Origin of the sequence: Streptomyces sp. NPDC015532 (genome assembly GCF_043078065.1) — a bacterium.
Lineage (GTDB): Bacteria > Actinomycetota > Actinomycetes > Streptomycetales > Streptomycetaceae > Streptomyces.
In genome coordinates, this window is sequence record NZ_JBIBSY010000025.1 from 15388 (window position 1) to 32286 (window position 16899).

9 protein-coding genes are annotated in these 16899 nt (G+C 71.9%); 3 read left to right on the top strand and 6 right to left on the bottom strand.

Features of this window, described 5'->3' with window-relative positions; translation table 11 throughout:
• Nucleotides 1-197 precede the first annotated feature (197 nt).
• The gene (locus ACF07B_RS40695) at nucleotides 198-938 is read left to right on the top strand and encodes an MIP/aquaporin family protein (RefSeq protein ID WP_384235528.1); all 741 of its coding nucleotides are present in this window, start codon (nucleotides 198-200) and stop codon (nucleotides 936-938) included.
• Nucleotides 939-1013: 75 nt separating this feature from the next.
• Entirely contained in the window at nucleotides 1014-2534 is a 1521-nt protein-coding gene (gene glpK / locus ACF07B_RS40700) for a glycerol kinase GlpK (protein WP_392182654.1), read from the top strand.
• Between the two features lie 206 nt (nucleotides 2535-2740).
• On the opposite strand, the gene ACF07B_RS40705 is transcribed toward glpK, so the two are convergent.
• From ACF07B_RS40705 to ACF07B_RS40725, 5 genes are read right to left on the bottom strand one after another with little or no spacing between them, the layout of a single operon-like run.
• Entirely contained in the window at nucleotides 2741-3346 is a 606-nt protein-coding gene (locus ACF07B_RS40705) for an ATP/GTP-binding protein (protein ID WP_369485194.1), read from the bottom strand.
• Nucleotides 3327-6968 carry a hydantoinase B/oxoprolinase family protein gene (locus tag ACF07B_RS40710; protein WP_392182655.1) on the bottom strand — a complete coding sequence of 1214 codons (3642 nt, stop codon included), beginning with the start codon at nucleotides 6966-6968 and terminating at the stop codon, nucleotides 3327-3329. Before ACF07B_RS40710 ends, ACF07B_RS40705 begins: the two co-directional genes overlap by 20 nt.
• Nucleotides 6969-6992: 24 nt before the next feature.
• Complete coding sequence (locus ACF07B_RS40715; protein WP_328666732.1) at nucleotides 6993-7388, bottom strand: DUF742 domain-containing protein; 396 nt, start codon at nucleotides 7386-7388, stop codon at nucleotides 6993-6995.
• 9 nt (nucleotides 7389-7397) lie between these two features.
• Complete coding sequence (locus ACF07B_RS40720) at nucleotides 7398-7838, bottom strand: roadblock/LC7 domain-containing protein (protein WP_362406586.1); 441 nt, start codon at nucleotides 7836-7838, stop codon at nucleotides 7398-7400.
• Nucleotides 7835-10804, bottom strand: a complete 2970-nt coding sequence (locus ACF07B_RS40725; protein WP_392182689.1) for a nitrate- and nitrite sensing domain-containing protein — start codon at nucleotides 10802-10804, stop codon at nucleotides 7835-7837. The genes ACF07B_RS40720 and ACF07B_RS40725 overlap by 4 nt, the downstream gene beginning before the upstream one ends.
• Before the next feature lie 406 nt (nucleotides 10805-11210).
• On the opposite strand from ACF07B_RS40725, the gene ACF07B_RS40730 reads away from it, so the two are divergent.
• The gene (locus tag ACF07B_RS40730; RefSeq protein ID WP_392182656.1) at nucleotides 11211-11864 is read left to right on the top strand and encodes a hypothetical protein; all 654 of its coding nucleotides are present in this window, start codon (nucleotides 11211-11213) and stop codon (nucleotides 11862-11864) included.
• A gap of 335 nt (nucleotides 11865-12199) precedes the next feature.
• Here ACF07B_RS40730 and ACF07B_RS40735 read toward each other — a convergent pair whose 3' ends face one another.
• Entirely contained in the window at nucleotides 12200-16834 is a 4635-nt protein-coding gene (locus ACF07B_RS40735; protein WP_392182657.1) for a hypothetical protein, read from the bottom strand.
• Between the last annotated feature and the right edge of the window lie 65 nt (nucleotides 16835-16899).

A 16899-nucleotide genomic window follows, 5' to 3' on the forward strand; every position in this document is an offset into this window, starting at 1 on the left:
CATCAGGCACCGCACCGCTCGGGGTCCGACCCGTACCCAGGGCCGTTCCCCACGGGCGATTCCGCTGCGACGGCACGCTCGTCACGGACGCCGGGCGGGGCGCGGGACCTCCCTGCCTTCGGCTGAAGCAGCCATGGGAACGCACTCTGCACGGTGGCCCGGAGCGGATCGTTCCGGGCGAGAGTCCAGGAGCCGCCATGAGCAACGGAGACATCTTTGTCGGCGAGTTGATCGGCACAGCGATTCTGATTCTCTTCGGCGCGGGTGTGTGCGCCGCTGTCACCCTGAACAGATCGAAGGCCCAGGGAGCGGGCTGGATCGTCATCGCCTTCGGCTGGGGCTTCGGCGTCCTGGCCGGCGCCTACACCTCGGCGCCCCTGTCGGGAGGGCAGATCAACCCGGCGGTCACCATCGGGTTCGCGATCGAGGGTTCCACGAAGTGGTCGGACGTTCCCTTCTACCTCCTCGGCCAGTTCGCCGGCGCTGTCATCGGCGCGGTCCTGTGCTGGCTGCTCTACCTCGGACAGTTCAACCTCAACGCCGAGGACGACAAGGCGATCGAGACGCTGGGAATCTTCTCGACGCGTCCCGAGATCGACAATCCGGTACAGAACCTGATCACCGAGATCATCGCGACCGCCGCCCTGATGCTTCCCATCCTCGGACTCGTCGGCGGCGGCAAGCACGTCGCCGGCATCGGCGCCGCGGGCCTGCCGGTCCTGCTCATCTCCTTCCTCGTCGTCGGTATCGGTCTCTCGCTGGGCGGCCCCACCGGGTACGCCATCAACCCGGCCCGCGACCTGGGGCCGCGCCTCGCCCACACGCTGCTGCCGATCCCCAACAAGGGCACTTCGGAGTGGAGATATTCGTGGATCCCGGTGGTCGGCCCGATCGCGGGTGCCGCCATCGGGGCCGGGATCTACAACCTGGCCTTCTGACGTGTCGCCACCACCCGAAGTGCGGCCTCCTGACGAGACAGCAGCCTCCTGACGAAGAACACGTAAGGGGACGACATGACGGACACATCCGAGAAGTACGTCGCCGCGATCGACCAGGGCACGACCTCCAGCCGCTGCATCATCTTCGACCACGGCGGCGCGATCGTCGCCGTCGACCAGCGAGAACACCGCCAGATCTTCCCCAAACCGGGCTGGGTGGAGCACGACGCCACCGAGATCTGGTCCAAGGTGCAGGCCGTGGTCGCGGGAGCGGTCGCCAAGGCCGGGCTGCGCACCGACCAGCTCAGCGCGCTCGGTATCACCAACCAGCGCGAGACGACGGTGCTGTGGGACCGGGCCACCGGCAAGCCCGTCCACAACGCCATCGTCTGGCAGGACACCCGCACGTCGGCGCTGTGCAAGGAACTGGGCGGCCCGGACGGCCAGGACCGCTTCCGCGAGCAGACCGGACTCCCGCTGGCGAGCTACTTCTCCGGGCCGAAGGCGGCCTGGCTGCTCGACAACGTCCCAGGCCTGCGCGCCCGCGCCGAACGCGGTGAGATCGCGTTCGGCACCATCGACTCGTGGCTCATCTGGAACCTCACCGGCGGCACCGACGGCGGGCGGCACGTCACCGACGTGACCAACGCCGGGCGCACCATGCTGATGAACCTGGACACCCTCCAGTGGGACCCGTCCATCCTCTCCGCGATGAACATCCCGGAGGCGGTGCTCCCCGAGATCAGGTCCTCCGCCGAGGTGTACGGAACCGCGGTGGGCCAACTCGGCGGTGTGCCGGTCGCGTCGGCCCTGGGCGACCAGCAGGCGGCTGTCTTCGGCCAGGCCTGCTATGACGTCGGCACGGCCAAGAACACCTACGGCACGGGCAGCTTCCTGCTGTTGAACACCGGCAACCGGCCCGTTCCGTCGAAGAACGGACTGCTGACCACGATGGGGTACAAGATCGGCACCGAGGCCCCGGTCTACTGCCTCGAAGGGTCGATCGCGATCACGGGCGCCCTGGTCCAATGGTTCCGGGACCAGCTGGGAATCATCCGTTCCGCCGACGAGATCGAGACGCTGGCGGCGAGCGTCGAGGACAACGGCGGCGCGTACATCGTGCCTGCCTTCTCGGGCCTGTTCGCCCCCTACTGGCGCTCGGACGCGCGTGGTGTCATCACCGGGCTCACGCGCTACGTCACGAAGGCGCACCTCGCGCGCGCGGTCCTGGAGGCCACGAGCTGGCAGACGCGTGAGGTCGTGGACGCCATGTACCAGGACTCCGGGGTACGGATCACCACCCTGAAGGTGGACGGCGGCATGACCAAGAACCATCTGCTGATGCAGCACCAGGCGGACGTCCTCGGCGTGCCGGTGATCCGTCCGAAGGTCTCCGAGACGACCTGTCTGGGTGCCGCGTACGCGGCGGGGCTCGCGACCGGGGTGTGGAACGACCTCGACGAACTGAAGTCGCACTGGCAGAAGGACGTCGAGTGGACGCCGTCCATGGAGGCCTCGGTGCGCGACGGCGAGTACGACAACTGGCGCAAGGCGGTGGAGAAGAGCTTCGGCTGGCACGACGACACCGTCGAATGACCCCGCCGCCCGCGCCGGCGGTGCGTCGCTCCGGGAGGGCACGGACGGAGCGACAAGACGGGCACGGCGCCGGCACGAGGCAGGGGTCCACGCGCGCGTGCGGCTCGGGTGAAGCACGCGCGCGTACATGACCGCGGCCCGTACCCCGGTCGGCGGGGGTACGGGCCGCACCCGCGCGTCGTGACGACCGTGGCGCCGTGCGCGCGTCAGGTCGTGACGGCCTCACGGGCGGCGGCCGCCTGCGCCATGGCGTGCTGGACGACGCGGATGAGGACCTCCTTGACCGACTCGCGGTCCCGCGCGTCGCCCATGACGACGGGCACGTCCGGGTCGAGGTCGAGGGCCTGGCGGACGGCGTCCGCGGGGTAACGGGCCGCGGCGTCGAAGCAGTTGACTCCGACCACGAAGGGTATGGAGCGCCGCTCGAAGTAGTCGACCGCGGCGAAACAGTCCTCCAGGCGGCGGGTGTCGGCCAGCACGACGGCACCGAGGGCACCGGTGGCGAGCTCGTCCCAGAGGAACCAGAAACGGTCCTGGCCGGGGGTCCCGAACAGATAGAGCACCAGGTCCTCGCGGAGCGTGATCCGGCCGAAGTCCATGGCGACGGTCGTGGTGTGCTTGCCCTCCACACCGCTGATGTCGTCGATGGGCCGGCCCGCCTCGGTGAGGACTTCCTCGGTGCGCAGCGGCCTGATCTCGCTGACCGCGCCGACGAGGGTCGTCTTGCCCACGCCGAAGCCGCCCGCGACAAGGATCTTGAGCGTGACGGGCTCGACCGGAGGCTTGCCGCGCTCAGAACGCCCGAAGATCATCGATCTCTTCTCCTGCTGTGTGGGGGTCGTGCGACGGTGGGCCGTAGCCTCCGCCGCCGGGGGTTTCGATGACGAGTACGTCGCCGGGTCCGACGTCCGCCGTATCGCTTCCGCCGAGTTCCGTGACGGTGCCGTCGGCGCGCTCGACCCGGTTGACGCCGAGGGCACCGGGCTCGCCGCCCGCCATGCCGTACGGCGGCACCCTGCGGTGCTGTGAGAGCGTCGATACGGTCATCGGCTCCAGGAAACGGATACGTCGTACGGCGCCGTCGCCGCCCCGCCAGTGTCCGGGGCCGCCGCTGCCGTGTCGAATCGCGAACTCGTCGAGCCTGACAGGCAGTCGCCACTCGAGGACCTCGGGGTCGGTGAGCCGCGAGTTGGTCATATGGGTCTGCACGACCGGGGCACCGGGGAAACCGTCGCCGGCGCCGGAGCCGGAGGCCACGGTCTCGTAGTACTGGTGGCGCTCGTTGCCGAAGGTGACGTTGTTCATGGTGCCGGAGCCCTCGGCCTGCACGCGCAGGGCCGCGTACAGCGCACCGGTGATCGCCTGGGACGTCTCCACGTTGCCGGCGACGACGGCGGCCGGGGGCTCGGGGGCGAGCATCGACCCCGGCGGCACGACGATGCGCAGGGGGCGCAGACAGCCGTCGTTGAGCGGGATGTCGTCGTCCACCAAGGTGCGGAAGACGTACAGGACCGCGGCGTTGACGACGGCGAAGGGTGCGTTGAAGTTGGTGGCGAGCTGTTCGGACGTGCCCGTGAAGTCGACGGTGGCCGAGCGTGCCGCGCGGTCCACGGAGACACGGACCCGGATGACCGCCCCGGAGTCCGTCTCGTAGGCGCACTCGCCGTCCTCGAGCGTGTCGATGACGCGGCGCACCGCTTCCTCCGCGTTGTCCTGGACGTGCTTCATGTACGCCTGGACGACGTCGAGCCCGAAGTCCTCGATCATGCGGCCCACTTCGTCGACGCCCTTCCGGTTGGCGGCGATCTGGGCACGCAGGTCGGCGAGGTTCGTCTTGGGGTTGCGCGACGGGTGGGGCGGCGAGGTGAGCAAGGCCTGTGTCTCCGCCTCCCGGAACCGTCCGTTCTCGGCGAGCAGCCAGTTGTCGAAGAGGATGCCCTCCTCGCCGATGGTCCGGCTGTTCGCCGGCATGGAGCCCGGGGCGATGCCGCCGATCTCGGCGTGGTGGCCGCGTGAGGCGACGTAGAACAGGATCCGCTCACCCTCCGTGTCGAAGACCGGGGTGATCACGGTGACATCGGGGAGGTGGGTGCCGCCGTGGTAGGGGTCGTTGACGGCGTAGGTGTCACCGGGCCGCATGGTGTCGCCGCGCCGCCGGACGACCTCCTGCACGCTCGTGCCCATGGAGCCCAGGTGGACCGGGATGTGAGGGGCGTTGGCCACCAGGCTGCCGTCGGGGTCGAACAGGGCGCAGGAGAAGTCCAGGCGCTCCTTGATGTTGACGGACTGGGCGGTCGATTCCAGTCGGGCGCCCATTTGCTCGGCGATGGACATGAAGAGGTTGTTGAAGACCTCGATCAGGACGGGGTCCGCCTGTGTGCCGAGATCGGAACTCTCCGTGACCGTCGCGCGTTCCATGACCAGATGCCCGTCGTCGGTCGTCGCGGCCCGCCAGCCGTCGTCGACGACGGTTGTCGCGCCTGCCTCGGCGATGATCGCCGGTCCGTCCACGGTCTCACCGGGCGGGAGTTCCTCGCGGCGGTGCAGGGGCACTTCGTGCCAGGAGCCGCCGGTGTGGAGCCGGACGGTCGGCGCGGTGGCCGGGCGGGACGCGGGGGCTGGTTCGCGCGGTGCGAGGGCGGAGAGGTCGGGGGGGTCGGTGAGACCGGTGGCTTCCACGGAAAGGGCTTCGACGACGACCGGGCGGTCGAGGGTGAAGGAGTAGGTGGCGCGATGACGTTCTTCGAAGGCGTGGGTCATGGTGTCGGGCTCGGTGAGTTCGACGGTCAGCGCGGTGTCCGTGCCGTCATAGCGGAGCTGGGCCCGGCGGGCGATCCGGATGCGGTGTTCGGGGACGTCCTCGGCGAGGAGTTCGGCGCGGGTGGCGCTTTCCAGATCGTCGGCCGTCTTGAGGATGCCGGGCATCGAGGACGGTTCGAGGCGTTCTTCGACGGACTGTTCGCGCATGGCCGTCGTGTCCGCGAGTCCGATGCCGAGGGCCGACAGGACGCCTGCCATGGGCGGGACCAGGACGGTGCGGATGCCGAGCGAGTCGGCGACCCTGCACGCGTGCTGGCCGCCGGCGCCACCGAACGTGGTGAGCGCGTAGCGGGTGACGTCGTGGCCCTTCTGTACGGAGATCCGCTTGACGGCGTTGGCGATGTTGGCCACGGCGATCTGCAGGTAGCCCTCGGCGACCTGCTCGGGGGTGCGGGCGTCGCCGGTCCTGTCGTGGATCTCGCGGGCGAGGGCGGTGAACCGGTCCCGGACGAGAGCGCTGTCGAGGGGCTGGTCCCCGCCGGGGCCGAACACCTTCGGGAAGTGGGCGGGCTGGACGCGGCCGAGGGCGACGTTGGCGTCGGTGACCGTCAGCGGACCGCCGTTGCGGTAGCAGGCGGGTCCGGGGGCGGCTCCGGCCGAGTCGGGGCCCACGCGGTAGCGGGAACCGTCGAAGTGGAGCACCGATCCGCCGCCCGCGGCGACGGTGTGGATGTCCAGCATGGGTGCGCGCAGCCGGACCCCCGCGATCCGGGTGGTGAAGGTCCGTTCGTAGTCTCCGGCGAAGTGGGAGACGTCCGTGGACGTTCCTCCCATGTCGAAGCCGATGACGCGTTCGTAGCCGGCGAGTTGCGACATCCGGGCCATGCCGACGATGCCGCCCGCGGGGCCCGACAGGATCGCGTCCTTGCCGCGGAACTGTCCGGCCTCGGCGAGGCCTCCGTTGGACTGCATGAACATCAGCCGTACGCCCCGGAGTTCACCGGCGACCTGCTGGACATAGCGGCGCAGCACGGGGGACAGGTAGGCGTCGACGACGGCGGTGTCACCGCGCGGCACGAGCTTCATCAGCGGGCTGACCTCGCTGGAGAGGGAGACCTGCGGGAAGCCGACACGTGTCGCCAGCGCGCCCACGGCCTGTTCGTGGGCGGGGTGGAGATGGCTGTGCATGCAGACCACGGCGACCGCGCGGATACCGTCGTCGTACGCCTCCTGGAGGGATGCGGCGAGGGCGTCCAGGTCGGGGGCGCGCAGGACGGTGCCGTCGGCGGCGATCCGTTCGTCGACCTCGACCACGCGTTCGTGCAGCAGTTCGGGGAGTTCGATCGCGCGGGCGAAGATGGCCGGGCGGTTCTGGTAGGCGATGCGCAGGGCGTCGCGGAAGCCCCGGGTGGTGACGAGGAGTGTGCGCTCACCCTTGCGTTCCAGGAGAGCGTTGGTCGCGACGGTGGTGCCCATGCGGACGGCGTCGACCTGGGCGCCCGCGTCGTCCTCCTCGGTGCGGAGGAGTTCACGGACGCCCGCGACGGCGGCGTCGGCGTAGCGGGCCGGCTGGTCGGACAGCAGTTTGTGCGTGAGCAGCCGGCCGTCGGGCCGCCGCGCGACGATGTCCGTGAAGGTCCCGCCCCGGTCGACCCAGAACTGCCAGCCTGTCACGTCTGTTCCCCGTTTCCGCCGAGCTCAGAGCGCCCGGAGGCCGCTGATCACGTCGCGCAGAATACTCTCGTCCGGCAGTTCGGCAGGGGGAACGGGGCGTGTCACATGGACCATTTCGTCGTCCACCAGGTCGCCGATCAGGACCCGCACCACTCCGATGGGCAGGTCGAGTTCGGCCGCGAGTTCGGCGACCGACTGGGGGACGCCGCGGCAGAGTTCGACGATGTCCACGTGTTCCGGGGACAGCGTGTGGTCCGCCTCGGGGTCCTCGGCATGCTGTTCCGTGACCACCAGCGCGATGAGGTCAAGGCGGTGCTGGGCCGCGCTGGTGGTGCGGCCGCGGGTCATGGCGTACGGGCGGACCACCGGTCCCGCCTCGTCGTCGAACCAGTGGCGTCTTCCCTGACCGTCTCCGCTCATGTCATCCCACTACCCGCCCGAAGTCAGATCGGTGCGCGGGCTGGAGGCCAGATGCACGCCGACTCGCTTGACGAGCAGCGTCATCTCGTACGCGACCTGGCCGACGTCGGAGTCGGCGTCCGAGAGGACGGCGAGGCAGCTGCCGTCGCCGGCGGCCGTGACGAACAGGAAGGCCTCGTCGAGTTCGACGACGGTCTGGCGGACACTGCCCGCCTCGAAGTGCCGGCCGACGCCTTTGGCGAGGCTGTGGAAGCCGGAGGCGACGGCGGCCAGGTGTTCGCTGTCCTCCCGGGTGAGGTCCTTCGAGGCCCCGGTGGGAAGGCCGTCGCCGGAGAGCACGATCGCCTTGTTGATACTGGCGACGCGGTCCACCAGTTCGTCGAGCAGCCAGTTCAGCTCGCCGGACACATTGCTGGTCGCGGCGGGCCCTGCGGCCTTCGGTGTGGTCATCGACCGTCCCCCTTTGTCGTTCCTCGTGCTGAGCCGTCCTGGGCCTGGTCGCCCTCGGCGTTCTCTTCGCGGCCGCGCTGCCAGCCACGCTGGAGCGAGGCCATGCGGCTGCGTACTTCATCGGCGTCCCGTTCGGCGGGGTCCGCGCCCGTGCCGTCGCGGCCGTTGCCGCGCTCGGCGAGCCGTGCCGGTCCGTCCTTCAGCTGCGGGGCCAGATTCGCCTGCCGGACACGCCGGGGCAGCGGGCTCGTACCGGCTTCCGCCTGCCCCGCGGCGGTGTCGCGGCGCGACGTCGTGTCGTCCGGGCTCGCGGCGGACGCCGTGGTGCGAGTGCGCCGGGGCAGAGTCGGGGCCTCGTGGCGGCCCGGTGCGTCCGGACGGTCGGTGCCCTCACGGAGACCGCGCGTTCCGGAAGGCTCGGGTGCCTCGTGAAGTGCGGGTCTCCCGGGTGCGCCGATGGCTCCGCGTGCCCCGGGGGCACCTGAGCGTTCACCGCCGTGCCGGCCCGAGGCGGCGGATCGCTCGCCGCGCCGCTTGGGCAGGGGCTTCGTGCCTTCGAGTTCGGGCACACGGTGTTCCCGGTGATCAGCGTTCTCGCCCGGTCCGGGGTCCCGCGGCGTCTCGAAGTCCTGGTTCGTGGCCGCGTCCGTCTGGTCCCGCCAGGATCTGGTCGTCGTGACCGGACGGCCGTGGGAGCTGACGAGCTTGGGGGCCCTGCGTCGCGGCAGGGTGACCGGAGCGCCGTCCGGACGGTCCTCGTCGTCCGAGCCGGCGGGTTCGTCGCCGTCGCCGGTCTGCCGGTGCCGCCCCTCGGGAACCCCGGCGATGGAGCGCCGCGGCCGGAAGAGTCCTCCGCGTTCGCTGTCGTCGTCGCCGAGGGCGCCGGGGAATCCGGTGAGCGTGTCCAGGTCGACGGGCGCGTCCAGCTCGACGGGACCGTCGAGGACCGAGGCGGGCAGTCCGGGCAGACGGGCCGACGACTCGGTGAGTGACGCGCTCGCCCGCTCCGCTGTCCTGCGCTCCTTGGCGGGCAGGGTGCGGTCGAGGCGGAATCCGATGCCGTTGGTGTCCGGGACGTCGTCGGTGAGCAGTGCGTCCGGCATGAAGACGACCGCGGTGGTCCCGCCGTACGGGGAAGGCTGGAGCGAGACGCGGACGTTCTGCCGCTGGGCGAGCCTGCTGACCACGAAGAGGCCGAGCCGGTCGGTGTCGGAGAGTTCGAACTCGGGGGTCTCGGCGAGCCGCAGGTTGGCGTCGAGCAGCGCCTCGGCGGTCATACCGAGGCCGCGGTCGTGGATCTCCAGCGTGAAGCCGTTGGCGACGCGTTCACCGACGACGTGGACGGCCGTGTGCGGGGGCGAGAACACCGTCGCGTTCTCCAGGAGCTCGGCCACGAGATGCGTGACGTCGGCGACGGCGGGACCCGTGACGGCGACGCGCGGCAGTCGGCGCACCTCGACGCGTTCGTAGTCCTCGACCTCGGCGACGGCGGCGCGGACGATGTCCATGAGCTGGACGGGCTTGCGCCACTGCCGGGACGGGGCCGCGCCGGACAGGATGACGAGTCCCTCGGCATGGCGGCGCATGCGGGTGGTCAGGTGGTCGAGGCGGAACAGGTCGGCGAGTTCGTCGGTGTCCTCGGTCCTGCGTTCCATCGTGTCGAGGAGGGTGAGCTGCTTGTGGAGCAGCACCTGGCTGCGGCGCGCGAGGTTGACGAAGACCTCGGAGACGCCCTCGCGCAGTTCGGACTGCTTGACGGCCGCCTCGACGGCGGCGCGCTGAAGGGTGTTGAGGGCCTGGCCGACCTCGCCCATCTCGTTCCTGTCGTACTCCAGGCGCGGCACCTCGGTCTCGACGTCGACCTGCTCACCCGCGGAGAGCCGGCGCATGACGCTGGGCAGCCGGACACCGGACGCCTCGTGGGCTTCCATGCGCAGGCGCCGCAGGTCGCGGATGAGGCTCCGGCCGATGCGTACGGACATGACGAGCGAGATCAGCAGGGCGATCAGTCCGACCACGCCGGCGACGACGGCCTGGAGGATGACGCCCATGGCCACGGGCCTGACCCGGTCCCGGTAGTGGTCGCCCGCCCCGTCCTCGAGTTCGCCGAGCTCGGCGAGCACCTGCCCGGCCGCGCCGTCCCAGCTCTTGGCCGTGACGCCGCTCGGCGAGCCGTCCGTGGTGGCGGCGACCGCCTGTTCGGCCGCGCGCAGCGGCCCGGTGCCGGCGTTGCCCCAGTAGCGCTCGAAGCGGGCGCGGTCCGCGGAGGGAAGGAGCGGCAGACTGATGTCGTACAGCAGCGTGCGCTGGGCCACGAGGTCGGAGACCTCGCGGAGTTCGTCCCGGGTGATGTGACCGGCGACCAGTGCGGAGCCGAGAAGAGCGTCCTCACGGGCGAGCAGTTCGCGGGCGCGGGACACGTTGACGAGGGCGCGGCTCTCCTTGTCCAGTTCCACGTCGTCGACCACGTGCAGGTTGGCCAGCAGGACGTAGCAGGGGTCGATGAGACGGTCGTAGAGGCCGAGGGCCTGGCCACGGTCGAAGGTGCCGGCCTCGATGCCGCTGCGCAGCGAGGAGATCCCTCCGACGGCGTCCAGGACAGCGGTGAGGCGCTCCGCGGTGCCCCCGCCGAGTTCCTCGCGCACGCTCTTGTCCTTGGCGTTCCTGCGGACCTTCGCCAGGACGCGGTCCGTGGCGCCGCGGCTGCGCTTGAGCGCCGCGAGCCCGTCGGACGCGCGGGGATCGGCCAAGTAGACGAGTGTCTGGCGGCGTTCCCGCTGGAGAACCCTGACGGTGTCCTCGGTCGGGTAACCGATCTTCTTCACCACTTCGGAAACGCTGAAGAGCCGGCCGGCCTCACGACCCGTCAGCAGGGTGGCGAATGCCCAGATCGCGGTCAGCGAAACCAGGGGCACGAGGAGCAGCGCCACAATCTTCCGGCGGATGGACTTCCCGCGAAAGCGCATGGCCTCCCCCAGCTCGACCCCCTCCAGGCCGGGGGTACACATGTGCGTCAACAAACGGCGTGAGCCTACTACTGACACGGAGCCAACTCGAAGACCGTCCGGTGGGTGGTCCCGGCTCGACGGGGAACGAGACATGGGGAGTTGTCCGTTCATTGGGGGAGATTGCTCCCCTGGATATGGCACGTGGGGCCTGATCCCATCGGAAGGGGAAAGTTTGTCAGTTGGCCGAAATTCTTCGCTCGGCGGGAATCTTCGGGGCAGGTCGTTCGTCTTTCTGTACGGGAATTGGGGGCGGAATCGGCCACAGGTGCCGCATGCCGCGCTCAGTCGGCGTAAAAGAACGCAAGCCGGGCAGCCACTGGGGGGCGGGGGTCGCGAGACACCCGTGCGAGAGGACTGCTGGGCGGTGGGGAGTGACAAGTTGATGGGCACGGCGGAGCGGAGCGGGTCACCCGCTGCTGAGGTTGCGACACGGAAGGCGGCACAACTGGCCACCCTGGCACCGGAGGAAGACACTCCGGCAGCGGGGCACGGTCGTCCGGACGCGCGGTCGGCGGCGGACAGGCCCGGCACGGCGGACCTCCAGGACACCGCCCCGGGCAGGGGCGGCGGAGCCGAGGGGACGGGCGCTGCCACGAACGGTTACGAGGTCGACGAAGAGCGGGCGTACTACCGGCCGTTGTGGATCGAGGAGCCCGCGCGCAGGCGTCGGTTGCCCGATCCGGTGCGGACGTCCGCCGTGCGTGCGGTGCTCGTCATCTCGGTCACGCTGATACAGGCCGTGGTGGCGTTCCTGAGCACGATGGCGGAGTCCTGGCTGGCTTTCCCGATGGTTCTCAGCAGCGTGGCCAGCACGGTCGTCGCCACCTGGGCCGCCCTCGACGTCTGGGTGACGCGGCAGGTGTGGAACCAGCGGAACGGCGTGGTGTCGGTGCCGAGCAGCACGGCGCGGGCGCTCCGGCGTGAGCGCCGCAAGGCCAGGCGCCAGGCACGGGTCACCGCGCGGGCCCAGGAGCGGATACGCAGGCGGGGCGGGGCCGGGCAGTTGTCGCACTCGTAGCGCGGCGGCGGCCTTCCCGCCTCGGCCAGGCCGGTCGCGCGGCGAACCGTCGCGCGGCTCACCCTGGTCGTCGGCGGTCGTCAGACGGACCGGCGGCCATTCTGGGGTGCCGGCGCCGATGTCGATTATCACGGCTCAGGCGTGCGGGGAGCGGCCGCCGGACAGTTTCGCCCGGCGGCCGTGCGCGGAGGACAAGCAGCCCGGGTGGGACGGGCACACCGCGAGGAAGAGTGCGAGGGGAACCGCGTCGCCGGCGGCCGGCGGCACGCGATTCCCTCCCCTCGTCCCCTCTCAGGGCTCCGTCGCTACGGGGTGACGGTTCCAGGGTTCCGCCGCTACGGGGTGACCGGCGCCGGGCGCTTGTACATGCGTGTCGCGGTGATCTCGGTGTGCACGGCTTCCCCGGCGGGCGCCTCGCGCGGCAGTCCCGGACGCAGATGTTCCTCCACGCTGATGTACTTCAGCCCGGCGCGGAGGTCTGCGTCATTGCGCAACCGGATGACGAGGGGGAACTCGGCGAGCGCGGTCGTGTCGAACAGGCCAGTGGTGTAGAGGAGTTGGACGCCGAGCGCGTCCGAGACGGCCCGCTGGAGCTCCAGCAGATACGTCGCGTTGGCGCGCCCGATGGGGTTGTCGAGGAACAGGGTGCCGGCGTGCCGGTGCTTGTCACGGCCGCGGTCGTTGCTGCGCAGCGCGGCCATCGTGCAGTACAGCGCGATGGCGGCGGTGAGGAGCTGGCCACCGGAGAACACGTCGCCCATCTGTCCGACGGGGACGCGTTCGGCGCGCAGCACGGCGTCCGGCTTGAGGATCTCGACGGCCACACCCTTGGGCTGGAGCGCGGCGCCGACTCCGCGCAGCAGCAGCGACATGCCGTCGCGCCGCATGTCGGAGTTCTTCTTGACCGCCGCGCGGGTGGCGTCGTCCACCACCTCGCCGAGCCGCTCGGTGAGGGTGGCCTGGTCGGGTTCCTCGAAGCGGATGCGCAGGAACTCCTGTCCGGACCACTCCCCCAGGCCCTCCGGCAGCCTGGACAGCCGCTGGGCCGACCGAAGGGTGGCCAGGGAGGACTCGACGAGCCCGCGGAGCCGGTCCACGATCGAGTCCCGGTTGCGCTCCAACTGCGCCAGTTCGTCCGTCAGTACACGCAGCCGGGGCGCGAACGCGTCCGACCACTTCTGTGCGTGCTCGGGCAGGGAGGAGGCGGGCAGCTCGCGGATCTGCTGCCGGGCGGGGGTGCGCACCTGCTCGTAGCGCGTGGAGTTGGCGTGGCGCACCAGGATGTCGCTGGTCTCGCGGAGGGCGGCCTCGGCCGTGGTCAGGTCGGCGGCGCAGCCGCGCAGCGAGCGGCGGCTCTCGGCGGCGGAGTTCCGGGCCTCGTCGAGCGTGCCCGGGTAGGGCTCGGACTCGTCCTGCTCCTCGTCGACGTGTTCGCGGAGCAGGTCCCTGAGGAGGGCGGCCGTCTCGTCGAAGCCGCCGGCCCCGTCCTCGGCGGACCGGTGGGCGTCGAGGAACTCCGCGTGCGCCTCGCGGGCCCGGTTCAACGCCTCGGTGCGGGCCGCGAGTTCGGTCGTGGCGGTGCGCAGGAGGGTCTGGGCCTGCTCGGCGTCGACCGGAACGAGCTCCTCCGCCAGTTCGGTGTGAACCTCGCCTTCCTCGGGCGCGTGCCGCTCCGCCTCGCCGCGCAGCCGTCCGAGCTGCTCGCTCGCGGTCGACATCCGGGTCTCCAGGAGCTGCACCAGTTCCTCGGCCCGCGCCGCGGCAGCCTGCCGGGAGGGGCCGTCCGAGCCGTCCGGTGACTCCAGAAGCTGCCCTGCGCGGGTGCGGACCTTGTTGCTGAGCCGGTTCAGCTCCGCGAGGGCCGCGCTCTCGTCGCTCTCGGCCCGTGTCTGCTCGGCCCGCAGGTCGGCGCCCACGCCGACCTGCTCGTAGAGCTGCGAAGCGGCCCGGTAGGCCTCGCGCAGGGCCGGCAGCGAGGCCTTGGCCGCGGCCGTCCCGTCGTGTGTCACCTCGTCGGGGGCCCCGGCGATCTCCGCGCGTTCGGCGCGCAGCGCGCGGGCCGTGCGGCGGGCGTCGTCGGCGGCACGCTGAGCGGCGCGGCGGTCCTCGTCGGCGGCGCGGGCGCGCTCCAGGCACACCTGGGCGCGGGCCTCCGACTCCGCCGCCTCGTCGGCGAGTTCGCGCACCTTGACCTGCCAGCCGGCGCGTTCACGCAGCCGGAAGGCGAGTCCGGCGAGCGCGTCGGCGGCACGCCGGGCCTTCTGCGCCGCCTCCTGCCGCTCGTCGCGTACGTGGGCCGCTTCGGCCGCCGTCTCGTCGGCCTCCGCCCGGACGGTGCGGGCCTCGGCCAGTTCGGCCTCGCTCTCCTGCGCGAAGGCGCGCGCGTCGCGGGCGGTCGCGGCCAGCTCGGCGAGCCGCCCGGCGGGGCAGCCGGTGCGCCAGGACGCGAGGCGCGCGGCCAGCTCCCGGTCCTTGCCCAGGCGAGCGGCGAGCGTGCGGATCTCTTCGTCCCGCAGGCCCGTCCGGGCGCGCAGGGCCTGGCGCTCCTCGTCGGCGGCGTGCTCGTCGTGCATGGCCGGGTTCGGCGGTACGAGGAAGACACCGCCGTCGTCCGTGCCGGCTGCCGGGGTCGGGGCGAGGAGGGCGGCGGCCGTGCCGACGGCCACCGTCGAGCGGGGCAGCAGCGCCGCGTCGCCGAGGACCTCGCGGGCCCGCGCATGGGTGTCCGGGTCGGTGATGATCACGCCGTCGACGAGTTCGGGCCGGGCGGCCAGGACGCGCGCGTGGTCGACGGGGTCGACGGCCTGGGCGAGGTAACGCCAGCCGGGCAGCGCGGGGATGCCGTGCTCGCCGAGGTACTCGACGGCGGCGAGGACGTCGGGGCCGGGCGGCAGCAGGCCGCCGTCGCCGAGCGCCCCGAGGATCCGGGCGTCGTCGGCCGCGGCGGTGCGCAGTTCGAAGAGCTGCCGTTCGGCGGAGGCGACCGTCTCGTCGAGAAGCCCGCGGACGTCGTCGGCGTACCGGTCGAGTTCCTCGGCAGTCAGCGGCGCACCGGCCGGCGGGGCGGCCGGGCCGTCGGAGTCCTCGTCCCGGCGCGGCTGGGGAACGCCGAGACGGGTTCCGGTGCCCGGCAGGCTGAGCAGTTCGGCGAGCCGTTCCTCCTGCGCCAGGGCCTCGGCCGTGCGCCGCTCCGCTTCGTGCGAACGCTCCGCGGCCGTCGCCGCGTCCGCCGCGCGGGCGGCCGTCAGCTCGGCGCGGGACTCGGCGGACGCCGCTTCCCGCGCCTGGTCGGCGGCGCGCCGCGAGGCCTCACGCGCGGTGTCCCAGGCGGCGACGGCCGTCTTCTCCGCGTCGCTGGCGGCGAGGGCGGCCCTGGCCGGGTCGGCGTCGGGGGCGCTGTCGTCGAGCCAGCCGGCCCGGACCGCCTCGGTGGTCTCCTGCTCGACCTCGGACAGGCGCTGGCGCAGATGACCGACCTCGCTGCGGGCGCGCTGGGCGGCCGTGGCGGCGGACGTCGAGTCGGCGTGCGCCGTCTCGCCGATCTCCTGGAGGCCCGCGGACCGCTCCTCCTCCTCGTTGGCGAGCGACTCGGCGCCCTCGGCGGCCCGGTGCAGCGCGCGGACGAGGTCGACGGCGGCCGTGGAACGGGCCGCGAGCGCGGGAGCGGCGTCCCGTTCGGCCTCGCGGATCGCGTCGGCGACGCGGGTGGCACGGTCGGCGGCGGCACGGTGGCGCAGCACGGCCTCGGCGGCCTGCCAGGCGGCGTGCAGGGTCCGCGCGTCGGCGAGCTCGCGCTTTTGTGCGGCGGCGGACTTCTCCGCTCCGGCGAGGGCCAGCGAGGCGTGACGGTAGGCGAGTTCGGCGGCGATCAGGGCGCTGCGCTCGCGGGCGCCCTCGGCGTGGGTGACGGCGTACGCGGCGGCGGTCACGCGCTGGGCGAGCTCACCGGCGCGTACACGCTCCCGTACGGCCCGCGCGGACAGCCGGCGTGCCAGGGTCCTGGTCCGCCGCTCGGCGCCGGTGTGGATGTCACGCGCGCGTGCCCGTGCCCCGGCGGCGTCGACGATCCGGCCGAGCAGATCCACGGAACCGGCGGTGAAGTCGCGCTCGGCGATGAGTTCGGCCCGGCGCCCCAGCTTGTTGCCGAAGCCGCCGACGAGGTCGGCGAGCCCGTCGGTGTCGCGGGTGTCGGTGACGGCGCGCAGCAGCAGATCGGTGAAGTCGGAGTCCTTCTTGACCGCGAAGAGGCCGGCGGCCTCACCCTCGTCGGCGTTCATCTCCCGCTGGTAGCGGAAGAGTTCGGGGTCCAGGCCCAGGTCGCCGAGGTGTTCGTTCCAGCGGTCGTGGATCTCCTCCCAGTGCACCTCCAGGTGCGGGTAGGCCTTGCCGGCCTCGGTGATCGCGTCGCGGAAGCCCTTCATGGTGCGTCGCCGCCCCTGCGCTCCGGACGCGCCCTCGACGGGCGGCCGTACCGAAGTGGCCTCGGCGACGGGCAGGTTGTCCAGGCTGAGCCCCGGTCCCGGCCGGAACGAGTACCAGGCTTCGGCGAACTTCCGCGGGTCGTTGGAGACCTGCCGCCCCCGCCACTCGCTCGCCTTGCCGACCACCACGCACTCACCGGTCAGCGTGTGCTGCCACTCCAGCGCGACGTGTCCGCAGTCGTCGGCGAGCAGGAACTTGCGCAGCACGCCGGAGCTGGCGCCGCCCAGGGTGTTGCGGTGGCCCGGGAGCATGACCGAGAAGATCAGCTTGAGCAGGACCGACTTACCGCCGCCGTTCTCCAGGAAGAGCACACCGGCGGGTGCGGGCCGGCGCGGCGGGCCGACCGGCTCCTCCGCGAAGAACTCCGCCTGGGTGGGCGCGGGGTCGGGCACGGGCTCGCCGACTCCGCGCAGGTCCAGCACGGTGTCGGCGTAACGCGCACCGGCGGGCCCGATGGAGTAGAGGCGGACCCGGGACAGCTCGTACATGGCGGCGGACTCTCGTAGTCGAAAGGGGTGAGGTCGTGGAGGGGGAGCCGGGGAGGGCGGGCGGA

Bases quoted from the DNA above. Each gene is read 5' to 3' on its own strand.
- ACF07B_RS40715 (WP_328666732.1), bottom strand. From the start codon at position 7,388: ATGAGCGGAGACGGTCAGGGAAGACGCCACTGGTTCGACGACGAGGCG.
- ACF07B_RS40705 (WP_369485194.1), bottom strand. From the start codon at position 3,346: ATGATCTTCGGGCGTTCTGAGCGCGGCAAGCCTCCGGTCGAGCCCGTC.
- ACF07B_RS40735 (WP_392182657.1), bottom strand. From the start codon at position 16,834: ATGTACGAGCTGTCCCGGGTCCGCCTCTACTCCATCGGGCCCGCCGGT.
- ACF07B_RS40720 (WP_362406586.1), bottom strand. From the start codon at position 7,838: ATGACCACACCGAAGGCCGCAGGGCCCGCCGCGACCAGCAATGTGTCC.
- ACF07B_RS40725 (WP_392182689.1), bottom strand. From the start codon at position 10,804: ATGCGCTTTCGCGGGAAGTCCATCCGCCGGAAGATTGTGGCGCTGCTC.
- glpK (WP_392182654.1), top strand. From the start codon at position 1,014: ATGACGGACACATCCGAGAAGTACGTCGCCGCGATCGACCAGGGCACG.
- ACF07B_RS40695 (WP_384235528.1), top strand. From the start codon at position 198: ATGAGCAACGGAGACATCTTTGTCGGCGAGTTGATCGGCACAGCGATT.